This window comes from Algibacter agarivorans, assembly GCF_039543245.1.
GTDB classification, from domain to species: domain Bacteria; phylum Bacteroidota; class Bacteroidia; order Flavobacteriales; family Flavobacteriaceae; genus Algibacter_G; species Algibacter_G agarivorans.
The window spans coordinates 1-15,801 of the sequence record NZ_BAABJJ010000009.1; the positions used below are offsets into that span (position 1 = coordinate 1).

A 15,801-nucleotide genomic window follows, 5' to 3' on the forward strand; every position below is an offset into this window, starting at 1 on the left:
TAGAAATGTATAATCAAAATGTAGCAGCTTAAATCTCGCAATTAATTGTCCACTTTTTTATTGCAAGTCCACAAAAGAGGAAAAAGGTTTTCTGGAGACAAAACTTCAGAATAACCCAGAAGATATTAAGCAACTCTATTACGAAGGCTTAAGCTTAGTATCATCAGCTGCTTATTATGATAAGAAAGGACTAGATGCAGATTGGGACTCATTGTTACGTAATGAAAAACGACGATTTGAGTTAGAACAACAAGTACATAACAAAGACGAGTTAGAGCGATAAGACTATCGCAACAAATAAAAATACAAGACAGGACGAAGCAATTCTCCTGTCTTCTTTTTTTGGATAAGAACGGATTCCAAAGGTGTCCTTTGGCAAGATCGCTTTTGAAATGGTCGTTAGAACAGTTCAAAAGCAATCTTGCCCTGCTATGTCTTAAAAGTTTCAACGACTTAAGTCATAGCTAGCCGTCTGTTCAAAAAGCCAAATGGTAAGGCGACTTTGGAAAGATTAAATATGTCCTCAAATGCTTAAATGATAAAAGCAGATGAGGACATTTTTTTAAAAGACAATAAGTCTTAAACCGTTCTTCGATACTCGATAATCGAACTACTACTAGATTTTAAACTTAGCATTGTTTTGGTTAAGGTCACAATTCCAAAGGAATCACTTGAGCCACCAATTGTTATTGTAAGCATATCTCCAGATATTGTATAGTTTAATGTTGTTGTATCAAAACCAACACAGGGTAATTCAATATCAATATGATCCAATGCGACGATAGTACTTGTTAAAATTGAAAGTACGTTGGGACAAGAATTTGTATATAGTGTTTCATTCCTATTAGAGTCTGTTGCAGATTAGTGCTCCCATTCTCCTAAAAAACGTGTTGATAAATGCCAATAAAATTCGTTTAAATGTCGTTATTAACTAAGGCTTGACTTACAAGTTTTTGGACTAGACAACTATATATTGCTTAATAATTCTTAAATATATTTAGCTCAAATACTTTTCTCGTTATTAATAACAGTAAAATCGATGTTGATAGTCTTAATTAATTCTTTTTTATATTTGTTTAACATGAAATAGTTTAGAAACGTATAGAGCAAGCCGTTTTTGTAGGGATAAAAGAAATGTTTAGATGTATAACATTGGCATTGTATGCTTATAATAAGCCTCTGTAGTGCTTTTATTTATATGGTTTTTTTCTCTTAATAAATATTCATCTATTCTATGGTGCGCTAATATTTTAAGAAGTAGAAAGCTATTTATGATGTTTGTATCTATTGTTTCTTTCATCCTATTCATTCTTCATAATGATTCTCAAAGGTTCATAATTCAGAAAAACTATATAAAAACATCTAACCCTCAATAAAAAATTATAAAATACAATGCTAGGATAGTAATAATAATTATATTTGGGTTTTTAATTTACTACTGTAATAATAACAAATACAAATTATCGCCAAAATGTGAAGACTCACAAGTGATAACATTGAATTGCAAACGTTTGAGGGCCATATAAGTAAACTAAAACCTAACCAAAAGCCTATTGAAAGGATTATTACTGAATCTACGAATATGGAAACGAAATCATGGGGCTGCATTGGAATAATTGCGACAACTATTAAAGACGTCTTGGAAGAAAAAAAAGTGCAGAAGAATGAGTACGGAATAATTGTTAGTATAAGCCGCCCGCAATACCTATACCTAAGCATCTCAATCAATTATATAGCATATAGATTAGGCTTTAAATTGGTTGTTTTCAGTTTAGTCTTTTTATAAGGCACAACATTATTTATAATAAAGTGTTGTGTAATAGTATCTATTTTCTTCAATACATTTTAATACACCAAAACCAATGTGGGTAAAATTACTTTCTATAACTCCTCTATGCTCTACACTTTTTATCCAAGCATTTACTACAGATTGTGCAGAAGAGTAAGCATATGCGACATTTTCTGCAACTTTTACAGCCCCTCTTTTCTTTAAACCTTCACTTCTCTTATAAAAATTATTATGATTAACGGTTCTAGTTTCTATCATATATTTACTATGTTGTATCGCATATGCTGTGGCGTACAAACTATCAAGGATTAAAGGTTTCTTATTAAGTTCTAATCTATGTAAATTAATGTAAGTTAAAATATCTTTTGACATCTTCCAATCATTATTATTTACCAAAGATAAATCTATAGACATATCACGTATGCCTTCTTCAGGAACACTACAGGAAATATTTAGTATTATGAATAAAAATACTAAATAAAGCAATCCGTAACTATGTTTTTTTGCAATCACAACCTTTATTTTATCTATAAAGATGTATTCAAAAAATTAATAATAGAAATATGAAGTAATAAGCGGGAGCTAATAATTTTAAATGGTTTTTCAATGAATAATTTTAAATAATGAAAATAATTTCAACTTTTTCAATCAGTATATAATTTAAAAGCTTTAGTTTTTTTAGTACAAAAAAAGACAACTACAACCAGCTATCTCTTTGATGTTGCTTTCTATTTCCTGTTGCCTTATTTACTCTAGTCTTACATGGTCAGGGATACGGGTATTTACACTGTACTTTGGTGTAGAAATTTCTTTTGTAGGAAGTGATTTTCCATTAGTACTTCTTTTATTTTTTAAATTTTCCCACTTATTGGGTGACTTTTATATTTTAATTTCGCTTGTGTAACTTCATATTCGGTATTAAAAGATGCCCAAGCCTTAGTGTTCTACATCCACAAAAATCACCAAGTGAGGTGTTGTTTAAAATACTGACACCATAATCATTTGGTAAAGTTGTTTGATTGAGCACAACACCTTCGTTAATTAGTGCTAAATCTGTTAGTCCAGTTATTGAGGATAAAACTCCAGAAAATTCTTATTAATTAGTTGGTTCCACTTAATTTTCAAGACTGGATATATCTCTTGAAGATTTCTTTAAACAAGGATTCTTGGACTAATCTCATTGATTATAATCCCATTTATTAACAATAAGAACCACTTATTACGTTTGATTTAATTACTAGAAAACAGCTAAATAAATTAGTTGTATGGAAAGAATTTATTTTAACTACTATAGAGGTAACAAATTTGTTGAGTTTATAATTTTAGCTTTTATTATATTATTTAGCTTGTTTTACTTAGAAAACTGGAAAATCTCTACTGCCATAGCTACATTAGTTTATTTTGTTTTTTTTGGAAGTTTAAGGAGCATTATTAATAAACACTACGTAAGAATTACCAATACCTTTGTATATATTAAGCTAAATAACTCTAAATGTTTTAAAATTTATAAAAATGAAATCAAAAACACTAGAACACTGGTTGGGAACACATTAGTCATTCTATTAAATGACAACAACCAATTAATATTTAACACAAAAAACATTCACGTGGATGATATAAATTTTTTACTAAAAATAAGTCAAGCCATGAAGGTAAAAAAGAATGACTTGATTTTGTCCCGTAATTAAACTGCTGCCTACAATTCAGCATCTTCAAATTACATATACATTGATTGAAATTTAAGAACCAAAATCTATTTGGTGCTTTAAAAAGTCCTTAATATCAAAGCTATTTTTATATTGATTTACCTTAAACTTTTTTAACACAAAAGTCTCAGCCTTGTTTTTAGAAAAAAATATATATAAATAGTTTTTCTTGAAAAAATTAAATTTATCACTAATTTTATACATCCAAATATCACTATTCATATCGTTATATGCTTGCCCCAATCTATCTTTAATTTCATTTTTCGTTAGCCCTATCAGATGAAAATATTGACTGTTTTTAGATTTGTTTTCCTTTTGGCTACTATTTACATTCAAAATAAAATCCAAATCTTCAATTACACCTTCCCTTTCATAAACTTTAGAAAATGTTTTTGTTGCATTTAAATCGATTTCTACATCATCATTATTATTAGAAATAATTTCATCAGCTAATTCTAAATAACTTATTGCTACAGAACTATTAGCGTCATATTCTATTATTGTTTTTCCTCTACTAGCAGCTTCAGGCAATTTAATGTTTAGGGGTATTTTGGCATTAAAAACTATAAATTTAAAATGCTCTATTATACTATTATAAATATGCTTATGTTCTTTCATGGTTCTGTTATACATCGTTATAAGAATGCCCTCAATATCTATTGCTGGGTTAATTTTCTTTTCAATATTATTAATTGTAATAAATAACTTTCTTAATCCATGAAAAGCAAAATGCTCACATTGTACCGTAACCAACACAGAATCGCATGCCGAAAGTGCATTAATCAAAATAACTCCCATTGATGGCGGGCAATCAATAATTATGTAATCATAACTTGATTTAAAAACACTCAATTTCGTTTTCATTAAATCATAGCCATATACCTCTTTACCTCCCAAATCTAGTTTTGCTAAATCAATACTAGACGGTATAAAATCAAAATATTGACTGCTTTTTAAATCCACAAACTGAGTAGGTTCTTTCTTTTTTTGTGTTAGAAATTGATACATGCCATGTTCCATATTATCAATCCCTAACCCTAAAGAAGCATTTGCCTGAGGGTCAGTATCTACTAGTAGTACTTTATTGTTCAAAATACCTAAAGACGCGGCTAAATTTATGGCTGTACTGGTTTTTCCAACACCACCCTTCTGGTTAGCAATTGCTAATATTTTACCCATAATTGATTTTTTGAAAGAGATAAAATTGTAAGTTAATTCAATAATATAAAGAATCTAAAATCAAGAAAATAAATGTGATTTATAGCTTATAAGTGTTATTTATCTTAAGCATCTGGTTATTATGAATAAAAAACACAACCTAACCTATTAAATTGGGTATTGTGGAAAAACAGGAAATGGATATATTACAACAAGGGTTTCTATCCAATATTTATAATTTAAGAATAGATGACATGAATAAATAGAAAGAGCCTCTCGGCATTAGTATTTACCTTAACTCTTTCATGAATTTTATTCATGTATAATTTAGGTGAAAACTAGTTGAACAGATAAGTAAACATTATTCTAAGCCTCCAGATCCATCCTAGAAAGTGGGATAAGATTAAATTTAAATAAAGATTAAATTTAGATTTAGATTTAAAGAACAACAAATATAAAATAAGCCCTATTAAATTTAGGAAATTCCATAATTACAACCACATATGATTTGGTTTATTTGGCATTAAATGCAGGGTTAAATTACTCTATAATTGATAGATCTAAATTTAGAATTCATAACTCCCATTTATCCGATGATTAGTTAGTTTATGGCGCAATAATTATGAAGATTATACATGTCGGTATTTAAAAGGAATACACATTGAATATTCACTAACAAAATAACAAAACCCATAAATTATAACTCAGAAATAAGTTTTAAAGAAAAACAAAGGCAGTCTAAATGAAGAAATCTATAATTTAAATACAAATGGGCAGGAAATTAGAGCTACCTATAATATCCACTTATATGTATACGGATACAGTTATTACTTTTTATATTAATTACTTATTTTTTATAAATACTTTTGTATTCTACCAGTACCGAAAGTAGGTTAAGTTCATGGTAGATTTGGGGCAAAAAAGGAGTGGTTTTCCACTCCTTTTTCTTTTATATACTATCAAATCTAATATTAAATTAGATGGTAAGCTTACCGTTTATTAAAGCTTGTTTTACCTTAAGATTGCTTTATGAGAAATTCGGTGTCGAATAAGTGTATTATTTGGGACAACTAGAAATGATGCCAGTACTCAAGTATTTTAACCGTCAAAAGGTCGTAGTTCAATTTTAGATTGAAATGCTAGCTTCATTTAAATAATATTAAACGAAAAATTATGTTGTTAAATAATAGAAATACGCTCAAGTGGACGCAACTCAAAATTATTCATTAAATTAACCTTAGCAAAATAGGGACAATATTAATTAAACCTTTAAAGATTGGTAAATAATTATAGCTGAGCCAATATCTTTATTAATAGCATATTTTATATCCAATACATTTACATCTAGTCTAAATAACTCGCCCAATTCTTCATTTATTAAAAACTCAAGTTTAGAAGGGGTACTAGCTACTAGCATTTTGATTTGTTTTTTCAAACCAATCTCTTTAGTTTCATTAATTAGTGTTTCCATGAATTTAAAATTTATATTTCGACAAATACGCTATTTCAATTGTGTGATAAAACTTTAATAAATCGTGATAAATAAAAAGTTGTCTTTCTTTTAAAGAAACGTGTTTAAAAGTTTGTATAGTTATTAGTTTAGCAGAAAGTTCTATAGCTAAAACATCTATATCTATATCTAAATAATCTTGCCATTGAAGAATATCAAATTCAAAAACTTTCTTATAACAATTAAACCAATCCTGTACACCCAACTTTTCAAAAAGATGCTTTTTTAACTTCTCAATACTTTTTTCATCTAACTCAAACTTTATACTTAAATTATCTGTTTCATTTCCATTAAATTTGAATTTTAGAAATTCAATTTCAATCTTAGAAAATCTAGCGGTGTTGTTACCCTTTAAATCCCTATAACAATTGGCTAAGTAATTCAAACAACTAGCTTTTATAGTATTAATACTGATGTGGTCCGAGCCTTCTGAATTTAGTAAATTGTTTATTTCACAACTAAATAAATTAGCTGTATTTCGAACCATGTTATTTACAAAATCTTCGGGTTTAAGTAAATTTAATTGAAAACCTTTTAAAACTAAATCGTACCAATTTGATGTATAAAATTTTATAAACAAACCTTTTTCAATCTCATAAAGGTTTTCCAAATCAACATCTAGAAATTCAGCTATTTCATTAACCGATTGCCCGTGTAGAGTAAGTCTTAAAAAATAGACTTCAACATTAGAAATACTCTGTGGATATTTATGAAAATCGCACAATACGTCTTTATACCTGTTATTGAGCATTATCATATAATAAAATTGCAAATTCTATATTAGAATATAGCTTTAATAACTCATCATAAATACCAAGTTTCTTTTCATTATAATTCAATCGCTTCAATGAAAATAATCTAACAATATTAGTAGCGGTGTTGTTAACTTCTAGAACAATAGACTCATTTGAAATGTTTTGTGGTTTTATAATATCTAATTGTAAAGCTTTTTTGTAAACATTAAACCAATTAGTTACCCCTAATTTTTCAAAAACGGCCTGGTTTAAAACTTTAATATGCTCTTTGTAAAGATTATTTTCAGTTTCAACTTTATTGCGCCTAAAACCTTTATACATGTCTCTTATGTATTCTTTCTCATTTTGACTTAGCTGGTCCTTAATCGCTTTATTTTCTAACTGTGAATGAATACTGTGCTCACAGGCATAATAAAAGCCTAAAATATCAACTTTAACCTCTTTAATTTTTTGGAGGGGTGTTGTAGTCTTAATGTACTTATCGCATATTGATTTTGTGAACTTCAATGCTTGAGTTTTTACTGTTTCATCTAAAAAATCAATCCTCTCAATAAGCCCTTTTTTGAAAGCTTTTGATGTAATTTTGTCGAAATTTGACGTTTTGAATTTACTTTTTAAGCTTGCACGTATCGAATAAGCTTTAGATTTTGGCAATTCTAAAAAATCAATTATTTCTTGCCTTGTATAACCATGTGCATATAACCTTATGTAAAATTGCTCAAAATTATTTAAGATAAAGCTATTTGAATTAGTTCGAGCATTATGCTCCTTAAATATTAGTGCCATAATTTTTATATTTAATCTAAAATCTTAATTTATTTTCAAATTAAAAACGTTGATGTAATACCCGTCGTTATAGGCTAATAATTGAACGTGTTGAATAATTAGATTTGAATCTTTTAAAAAACAAAAAAGTGCTGTTTTTCAACAACATCTTTATTAATTTATATTTAAGAATTGATTTTAAAGAAGTGCTTAATCGTTCTTTATAGTTATTTTTATATCTGATCTTCTGTTTAAAGTCCTTCCTTGCTCAGTTTCATTATTAGCTGCCGGTTGTTTTTCTCCAAAATAAGCCGTAGTAATACTACTTTCAATAATGCCTTTGGAAATCATATAGTCTTTTGTACTATTTGCCCTAGAATAAGATAATGTTTGATTGTAATCTTCTCCTGCGACATTATCAGTATGTCCTTCTGTATGAATATTTACCTTAGTCGCGTTTTCACATTTAGCTATTATATTATCTAAAATTGCTTTTGCATTATTATCCAATAGAGATAATCTAAATTGAAAATATATAATTTGTTTAGTGTTAAAATTTTCGATTTCTTTAGGTTGTAAGGCAACCGTTTCTCTAGCTACTGGGCATCCTCTATCAATGTTTTTATCATTAGGGCATTTATCTAAACTGTCTGGGATGTTGTCTCCATCAGAATCAGGACATCTAGAAAAGACTTTTAAACCTGACATATTTGGACATAAATCGTAAGTATCTTTTACGCCATCATTATCGATGTCAATTGGTTCTTCAATTAGTTTCTCTTTTGGGGTAGAACCGCATAAGTTGTATAATACCCCAATACTATTTTGGGAATGCTTAGTTAAATACTCTTTAAACGAGTGCTTATAAGTGGATTGCACAGCCATCCGAAAGTTTTTAAAAATCTCTAATAAATCTATGTTGCCTCTTGTAAGCGTTGTGGCAATTCATTTTCACATAAGAAAATAAGTTGATTTGTGTTTGTAGCTTGCCCTGAACCCTCTTAGATCATTAGCCCAGGTGATTACTTGCATAGTCTAAAGTAAGGTAAAAACTAAGGCAGATTCTTATTTTCTCCACAAAATTAGAAAACGCATATTTTTTCTTTACCACAGTTCTTTCTACAAGCTGAAGTAATAGGTACGATTTTAGGGCGATATATGTATGTGATCTAAAAGCATTTTTACTTGTACCCACAAAGGTTTTTATTTGTAGATTTTGCTTGATGACTTTAAAGAATAGTTCTATTTTCCAACGCTTCTTATATAAATCTGCCACTGTTATAGCTGTCCAATCCAATTGATTGGTGATAATTGGATGTTATCTTGTTTTCATCTTCTTTTTAGATATCTACAGGACGTAGTTGAGCTTGATCAACATCTGTTTCTTTGGCTTTGTTACGAGATAGGATTATAATCTCATCTTTAACGATATTTTGTTCTGTATCTTGTGGAAGGGGTAGTTCTTATACTGATTTATATATGGTATTTGTTTTTATGCGTATCACAAAAATATTCTCTGCCCTTATTCTTTGCTGCATTAAAGTGAAATCAAAATAAGCCCTGTCCTGTATAATTACTGTGCCTTTAGTAAATATTAATTGCTTTAATCCGAGCCTGTCATGTAGTTTAGCTTCGGTTATGTTTACGATATCTGAAATCATCATAGTATCATCCCAACAGATATGTATTTTAATACCACCTTTAGCTCTCCGAAACTTTGCCCAATTAAACATGCTTAAGCATAAGCAAATTGTAATACTATCGATGAGTTTGATACTTCGGTCTTTTATTCCTTTAATAATATGAGATTGGTAGTGTTTTGAGAGCAAGTGAATATAATGTGTTAGTAAAAAAGCTAATAGAGTGTTTCGAAGGCCTCATAACCACGATTTTTATTACCGTCACTCATTGTTGCGCGCTGAGCTTTGGGTCTATCCTAAATCTGCTATAAGGGCTTGAGACATGCCAATACCAGTAGAAATATCATTTAAAGCTGAAACATTTATTGAGCTGTCTGAAAGTTAAGGCTACTAATTGACGGTAGGTCTTATAGCTACTACAACCTTTGTCACTCTGATGTTCTTGAGTACAACGAGTAAGCAATCAGCGAGGAATTAAATCAATTATTTGGCGAAGTAATGGCTTGTTTGTATTTTTAGTCTGTCTGAAAAGTTTTACAAAAATTATTTTTAGTGTGCAAACCAAAAATAAGGGATTCTCAAGCTAATTTAAATCTTAAAATTTGAGATAGGTTTGGCTATTAATAAAAAGATATTTAATAAATGGACTTAATAAGGAACAAGTGTGTTTCTGAAAAAAAGTTTATATGTTCTGTGTAATCTCAACATTGTTTCCCTGTCCCGAAAGCTTTCGTGACAGCATGACAAAGGGATAGGTTCAGAATAGCCAAGGGCTAGTGCTCAGCATGACAATGGGATGCGCTCCATAGGATATAGAAATAAAATTAATTTAACAAAAGAGATGTCTTATTTTAAATTTAAAAACTTGTTTAAAGATTCCTGCCTTCTTTTTGCAATAGGTAATGCCTTGTTATTTAATAATTCGCAGTAATTCCCAGCAGTTTTATTAATATTATTTACCATATTTAGGTTTACAATATATCTGTGGTGTATTCTAAAAAACACACTTTTATTCAACATTTTTTCATACTCCCCAAGGTTTCTGCTAGAAACCCTGTTACTACCATTAGAAAGGTGAAAAATGGTATATCTGCCATCGGCTTCTAAATATACAATATTTTGCACAGGAACGAGCTCTACTTTACTAGCCGATGGTATAGCAATAATGTTATTACTACTTAATTTATGGCTATCCAAATTAGTAGCTTCTTTTTTTATTTGACTTATTGCCTTATCAACAACTTTAACCAACTCATTGATTTTAATAGGTTTCAATATGTAGCCCACAACATCTAAATTTATCGCCTTTATGGCATACTCATCGTAAGAACTAATAAAAATAGTTTTACTTTTTATGTGTTCTATACTTTCTAAAAAATTAAATGATGTTTCGTTTCCTTCTAGTTCAACATCTAGAAATAAGAGGTCTGGTAGGTAGGTGTAATACGCTTCTATACAGTTTTCTATATCATTTACTGTGGCAATAATATTTATATTCTTAAAATATTTATTAATGTAAATACTTAATAATTTAATGTTTTCAATATCATCATCTAAAATTAAGGCACTATATTTTTTCATTAAATTGATACTTTAAATTAAGTTTGTGACTTTTATGGATAATCTAAACATTAATAAAGAATAAATTGATCCTTATTATTAAAAAGGGAGTTTAATTAAAAAACTCCTTGTCTCAAATTAACCAACCTTAAAAAGGTTATCATAAATTGGCTTACTCAAATTTATGATATATTAAAATGTTTATCAACTCAATGTTTATAAGTGTTGAATATGAAGTATAAGTGTTTATGCAGATTAATTAATAGTATGTTTAAAAGCGGGGTATTTGAAACCAGAATATACTCTGGAAAAAGATAAAGCTCTGTGGTATACAGTTTGTTAAGTGTTATTCTTACAAAACTTATCAAACTATTATACTAATGCGAGCTAAACCTTAAAGAGTAATTGCAAGAAACTGCATTATAAAAAAAAAGGAGTTGAATCTTATCAACTCCTCTAATCAAAAAGCCCCATAAACCAAATGTCTCTCACATTTATTATGAATGTAATCAAATTTAAATTTGTTTAATGTTATTTAATAACATGAAGTAATAAATGTAGTTTGTCGCAGATAGCCGTTTGTAATATATTGAAAGTTTCGATTTGTCATGCTGAACTTGTTTATTTATTGCTATCTATTTTAAATTAAAATATTCATGAATCTTCGATTTCGGCATCTCATTTCAGTACTTCACCTTATCGCACCGCCATGTCAATTTCACGAGTGTACCGTAAAACCTCTGAAACAGATTCAGGATGACAGCGCGGTTTTGTCAAACCCAACCGCTTTCATTCCTTAAAACCTCTGATATCCCCACTTATAATCCACAAGAACCGCTTGTTACTCTATTTTAAAATTTTAGGATATTAACACGCATCTTTGTTTAGGTAAACTTTTTATGGGCAAATTATTGTTTATAAAAATAAGATTACAATTATTTAACCTAAAATTCTTTTATGAAAAAAAATGACTTAAAATCCTTCTATATGAGGTATGGGTTGTCGTTCTTGTTTTGTATGGTTTTGAGTGTTGCCACCGCTCAAATCTATATAGGCAATGGGGCAACATTACATTATTCGGGGGGCAATTTTGCATCTGGCATTATTAACAATAATAACGGAGGTGCATTTTCGGTAAGTGCAGATTATGTGCACAGTGCCACAAACTATGTGGGCGGCCCAGTGTCCTTTTTGGGGGCAGCAGGGCCTTTTAATGTTTCATTGGGCAGTGATGCCGTAAACAGGGCGCCTAATTTCACGTCTACAGATGTGGCAACAGTTAGCTACGATGTGGCAGGCGTGGCAACGGGAACAGTGCCACTCGGCTATAATTTAGCAGATGCCGAGCTTTACACGTTTACGGGATCTATTTCGGCGGTTAGTGCCACACCTTTGTCAACAACTACTTATGGAGGTGCTGCAGGAGCAACTGTGGTTCAGGTGTATGCTGATGCCAATGGTAAGGCTTGGAGCAAAACGCTTACGGTGGGAACATCTAAGGTAATGACTTTTGCTTCAATAAGCGCAGAGACAGATATTTTAACATTTAGTTTTACCGAACAAACAGGAGCTGCTACCATTGATGCTGTGGCACATACTGTAGTTGTTGAAGTGGCAAATGGTACCGACCTATCTGCTTTGGTTTCAAGCTTTACATTGTCAGCAGGTGCTACAGCAGTGGTAGGGAGTACAGCGCAGACAAGTGGAACAACATCCAATGATTTTTCAAATGATGTGACGTACAAAGTTACAGCGGCCGATGGCACAACAACTCAAGATTGGGTTGTAACAGTAACCGAGGCAGCTAGCGCAGAGACAGATATTTTAACATTTAGTTTTACCGAACAAACAGGAGCTGCTACCATTGATGCTGTGTCACATACTGTAGTTGTTGAAGTGGCAAATGGTACCGACCTATCTGCTTTGGTTTCAAGCTTTACATTGTCAGCAGGAGCTACTGCTGTGGTAGGTGTAGCTGCCCAAGTAAGTGGAACAACATCCAATGATTTTTCAAATGATGTAACGTACACAGTTACAGCGGCCGATGGCACAACAACTCAAGATTGGGTTGTAACAGTAACCGAGGAAGCAACTCTTGATATTGATAAGATCAATCTAAATACTTTTGCCCTGTATCCAAACCCAGTAAAAGCATCTAGCAGAAACGTAAACTATAACTTGCCAAATGGAGTGAGCCAATTGAATATTACGGTATATGATGTGTTGGGAAAAGTTGTTAGCCACTATCTTAATGCACCTAACAACTCGGGAGCTAATGAGGTGGCAAAACCACAAGTAGCAAAAGGTATTTATTTATTAAGGTTTTCATTTAACAATGGTGAACAACATATTACAAAACGCGTTGTTATAGAGTAGCCAGTAGTTATGCTAAATGAACACTTGTTACGGAGTTCCAGCATTTCAATTACTAACATTTTATACAATATAAAGTTCCTTAACAAATTTTAAAGAGGAAAAAAATAACAAGGTAATGGCAAACAGCCATAACAATTATAATTTTAAAAACAAAACACAATGAAAAAAATAGTATTATTCGCTGCTTTAATAGCAGTTAGCTTTACAACCTTTGCCCAAATAGGTGTGGGTACTTCAAGTCCAGATCCCTCGGCGGAACTGGAAGTAGCCAGTACAACAAAAGGACTTTTAATCCCTAGATTAAATGCTGCACAAGTAAGCACGCTAGGAGCTACAGCAGCAGAAGGCTTATTGGTGTATTGTACAGATTGTACCGTTCAAGGAGTGGCTTTGCCTGGCTTTTACGGTTTTACAAATGGTGCATTTGTACGGGTAAGCCCAACCTCTAGCACATCATCTAATTTAGATGCCGCATTAAGCGAAATTTATGAAGATCATGCGGGCGGTGACTCTAATGCTAATGGTACTGCGGTAACCTTGGCACAATTGCAAGAGTTGGGTATTACACCACAAGAAATTGTAAACCCTAATTACATTGCAGAATATCAAGCAGGCATTCAAGCAGTTTTGTTACTGTCTAACCCGCCTACTGTTGGAGAAGTAAGAACAATTTTATTAAATGTTAACCGCGATATGGTTTTTGCTGAGATTTTAGAAGACTCCAACTCTGTTGGAGGTGATAATAATGCCAATGGTATTGTTGTAACTTTGGAGCAATTACAATCACTAGGGTTATATGGTGTCAATGCAAATTTAATTGCAGGATACCAAGCAGAAATTCAGGCGGCTAATTATTTTAGCGACCCACCGTTAGCAACTGAAGTGCAAAACGTAATTTTTTATGTTAATGAACAAGCTGCTATAAATAAGATTTTGGCACAAGTGCTAGAAGACTCTGCCTCTACCGGTGGTGCCAGTAATGCCGATGGTGTAGCTGTTACTATAAATCAGCTTGAGGCTTTGGGTCTTAACAATTTAGACCCAGCTTTACTAGCAGACTACCAAGCGGCCATACAGGCAGAAACAGGGTTTAGTAACCTACCAACTATTCTGGAGCTACAGACGGTTATAGATGACACGAACCAAGCTGTGTTTTCAGCTGGGATACTTGCAAAAATAGGCAATGGCGAAACTGTAACAAACCAAGAGCTTCTTTATTTAGGCTTAACAAATTATTACCCACCCTTTGTTAACGAGTACAATACAGAGTTTACGGTTACTACATTTAGTAGTCCTGCTACTGTGGCCGAGGTACAGGCCGCTATAGACCAAGAAAACTCAGACCAACAAGCAGCAACACCTTTTGTATATAGCCCCGAAACTGATAAAATTTGGATGGACCGTAACTTGGGCGCTACTCAAGTGGCAACAGCTTATAATGATGCTGCGTCTTATGGAGGTTATTATCAATGGGGAAGAAATTCGGACGGTCATGAAAGTTCAAGCAGTACTGTTGTAGCGGGTCCTGTAGCTTCAGGTAGTGAAGGCTCTGATTTTATAACTAATGGCACCACGCCTTTTGATTGGTTAAGTACCCAAGACAACTCGCGTTGGAGTGGATCTGTTAAAGGGACAGAAGATCCTTGCCCTACTGGTTACCGCGTACCTACTAGTACGGAATGGGCTAATGAATATAATGTATTTAAAGGAGCAGAGAATAGAGTTGCAGCATTTAATTCTGTTTTGAAATTACCCTCAGGAGGGCGCCGTTTAAATGATAATGGGCTCATTGCCACTGCAGGCGTTTATGGTTTGTATTGGGCCAGTTCGGTGAGTGCTACAAACGGATCTAATTTAATTGTTTATCCTAATGTTGCTGGAGGAATAGGTGCCACTAATCGGGCTGTAGGAATGCTAGTGCGTTGTATCAGAGAATAAAAGTTTTTTTTTGTTATATTACATATAACCAAGCCTATTCAAGTAATGGGCTTGTATATTCTAAATCAAATAAATTATCTGCTAGAGCTGGTTTGCAACTAATGCCAACAGCTGGGTAATAAATAATTAAAGCCAAAAACCGTAGTATTTATTTGCTGCGGTTTTTGTTTTTTTAGGTAAGGTAATTAGCAGAAGTATAAATTTCATGATAAAGTAGGGTTTTACTTTGTTTTATTTATTCGTAACAAATTATTCTATAATAAAGGTGTTCAGGCATATCCTTCGCTCAAGCTCAACCCGATATAGGATAGACATTTATACATGGCAAGTGTATTTTATTGTATTAGCATTATGTTTAGAATATTCTGGAGAAAAAAGGCAGGGTGTTGTTAATAGAATTTAAAATAACATACTGCAAAGCATACAAAACAATTCTCAAAAAAGTGTAAAAGAACGGCGGTTATAAATGTTTAAACGAGCAGGAAAGGAACAAAGTATTTGCACAAAATAACTGTTTTGGCAACTCTTAATACACCCTACAAGTTTTCAGACACATTTAAACAGAAACACTTAAAACAACCCGATTATTCCTTATACCTCCCTA

General features: G+C 31.7%; 13 protein-coding genes and 1 pseudogene. 2 read left to right on the forward strand and 12 right to left on the reverse strand.

Features of this window, described 5'->3' with window-relative positions; translation table 11 throughout:
* Nucleotides 1-579: 579 nt before the first annotated feature.
* From ABD935_RS16670 to ABD935_RS02830, 12 genes and pseudogenes are all read right to left on the reverse strand, one after another.
* Entirely contained in the window at nucleotides 580-774 is a 195-nt protein-coding gene (locus ABD935_RS16670) for a lipocalin family protein (RefSeq protein WP_486303758.1), read from the reverse strand.
* A gap of 364 nt (nucleotides 775-1,138) precedes the next feature.
* Nucleotides 1,139-1,300 (reverse strand): hypothetical protein, encoded by a 162-nt coding sequence (locus tag ABD935_RS02790; protein WP_345190045.1) that lies wholly within the window; start codon nucleotides 1,298-1,300, stop codon nucleotides 1,139-1,141.
* 495 nt (nucleotides 1,301-1,795) lie between these two features.
* Complete coding sequence (locus ABD935_RS02795) at nucleotides 1,796-2,275, reverse strand: CAP domain-containing protein (RefSeq protein WP_345190047.1); 480 nt, start codon at nucleotides 2,273-2,275, stop codon at nucleotides 1,796-1,798.
* A 1,253-nt stretch (nucleotides 2,276-3,528) separates the two neighbouring features.
* Entirely contained in the window at nucleotides 3,529-4,674 is a 1,146-nt protein-coding gene (locus ABD935_RS02800; protein WP_345190049.1) for a ParA family protein, read from the reverse strand.
* 1,240 nt (nucleotides 4,675-5,914) lie between these two features.
* On the reverse strand, nucleotides 5,915-6,124 hold the full coding sequence (locus ABD935_RS02805) for a hypothetical protein (protein ID WP_345190051.1): 210 nt from the start codon (nucleotides 6,122-6,124) through the stop codon (nucleotides 5,915-5,917).
* A 4-nt stretch (nucleotides 6,125-6,128) separates the two neighbouring features.
* Nucleotides 6,129-6,920: a hypothetical protein gene (locus tag ABD935_RS02810; RefSeq protein ID WP_345190053.1), complete on the reverse strand. Its 792-nt coding sequence runs from the start codon at nucleotides 6,918-6,920 to the stop codon at nucleotides 6,129-6,131.
* On the reverse strand, nucleotides 6,904-7,704 hold the full coding sequence (locus tag ABD935_RS02815) for a hypothetical protein (RefSeq protein ID WP_345190054.1): 801 nt from the start codon (nucleotides 7,702-7,704) through the stop codon (nucleotides 6,904-6,906). Before ABD935_RS02815 ends, ABD935_RS02810 begins: the two co-directional genes overlap by 17 nt.
* Before the next feature lie 189 nt (nucleotides 7,705-7,893).
* Complete coding sequence (locus ABD935_RS02820; RefSeq protein ID WP_345190056.1) at nucleotides 7,894-8,568, reverse strand: OmpA family protein; 675 nt, start codon at nucleotides 8,566-8,568, stop codon at nucleotides 7,894-7,896.
* A 244-nt stretch (nucleotides 8,569-8,812) separates the two neighbouring features.
* Nucleotides 8,813-8,968: pseudogene (locus ABD935_RS16585) on the reverse strand (transposase); the annotation flags it as partial.
* A 178-nt stretch (nucleotides 8,969-9,146) separates the two neighbouring features.
* Complete coding sequence (locus tag ABD935_RS16590) at nucleotides 9,147-9,512, reverse strand: transposase (RefSeq protein ID WP_425550191.1); 366 nt, start codon at nucleotides 9,510-9,512, stop codon at nucleotides 9,147-9,149.
* A 154-nt stretch (nucleotides 9,513-9,666) separates the two neighbouring features.
* Complete coding sequence (locus tag ABD935_RS16595; RefSeq protein ID WP_425550192.1) at nucleotides 9,667-9,786, reverse strand: DUF4372 domain-containing protein; 120 nt, start codon at nucleotides 9,784-9,786, stop codon at nucleotides 9,667-9,669.
* 383 nt (nucleotides 9,787-10,169) lie between these two features.
* A complete protein-coding gene (locus tag ABD935_RS02830) occupies nucleotides 10,170-10,904 on the reverse strand; it encodes a LytR/AlgR family response regulator transcription factor (RefSeq protein WP_345190057.1) in 735 nt (244 codons plus the stop codon).
* A 936-nt stretch (nucleotides 10,905-11,840) separates the two neighbouring features.
* On the opposite strand from ABD935_RS02830, the gene ABD935_RS02835 reads away from it, so the two are divergent.
* Nucleotides 11,841-13,259 carry a T9SS type A sorting domain-containing protein gene (locus ABD935_RS02835; RefSeq protein ID WP_345190058.1) on the forward strand — a complete coding sequence of 473 codons (1,419 nt, stop codon included), beginning with the start codon at nucleotides 11,841-11,843 and terminating at the stop codon, nucleotides 13,257-13,259.
* Between the two features lie 159 nt (nucleotides 13,260-13,418).
* The gene (locus ABD935_RS02840; protein ID WP_345190059.1) at nucleotides 13,419-15,197 is read left to right on the forward strand and encodes a fibrobacter succinogenes major paralogous domain-containing protein; all 1,779 of its coding nucleotides are present in this window, start codon (nucleotides 13,419-13,421) and stop codon (nucleotides 15,195-15,197) included.
* Nucleotides 15,198-15,801: the final 604 nt, after the last annotated feature.